Here is a 594-nt window from a genome sequence, read left to right as displayed (position 1 = left end):
GTCTCGCTGGCCGGGGCCCCTGCTGCGTCGGTGACCGGGGCGTCGGACGGGGGGCCCGTTGAGCCGGTGGCCGGTTCGGGTCATGGGGTGGGCGGGGCGGTGGTGAATGCCGACCTGCTCGCCGCCGTCGCCGTCGCCTGCCGTGACCGTCGCCGCCTGCGGCTGCGCTACCAGGGGCGCGACGGGACGTCCCAGCGCGAGGTGGAGCCGCACCGGCTGGTGCACACGCCGCGCCGGTGGTACCTGCTGGCGTGGGACCTCGGCAAGGACGACTGGCGCACGTTCCGTGTGGACCGTATCGAGGGGCCGCTCGGCCCGCCGGGCGCGCGCTTCACGTCCCGGCCGCTGCCGCAGGAGGATCACGAGGACGCCGCCGCGTACGTGGCGCGTTCCATCACCTCAGCCCCCTACCGCTACCGGGCCCGCGTCCTGTTCCACGCCCCGCTGGAGGCGGTCGCGCCGCGCACCTCGCCGGGGGCCGGGCGGCTGGAGGCGGTGGACGGGCGGACGTGCCGGTTCTCGGCCGGTGCCGACTCCCTCGACGAGCTGGCCCTCCACGTCGCCGTCAAGGGCTTTGACTTCGAGGTGCTGGAG

General features: G+C 75.9%; 1 protein-coding gene. It reads left to right on the top strand.

The features are described from left to right. Nucleotides 1-99: 99 nt before the first annotated feature. On the top strand, nucleotides 100-594 hold a 495-nt coding region (locus tag FAF44_RS53570; protein ID WP_237111177.1), incomplete at its 3' end, for a YafY family protein.

Source organism: Nonomuraea sp. MG754425, from assembly GCF_021699195.1.
Taxonomy (GTDB): domain Bacteria; phylum Actinomycetota; class Actinomycetes; order Streptosporangiales; family Streptosporangiaceae; genus Nonomuraea.
This window is presented reverse-complemented; position numbering and strand designations above follow the sequence as displayed.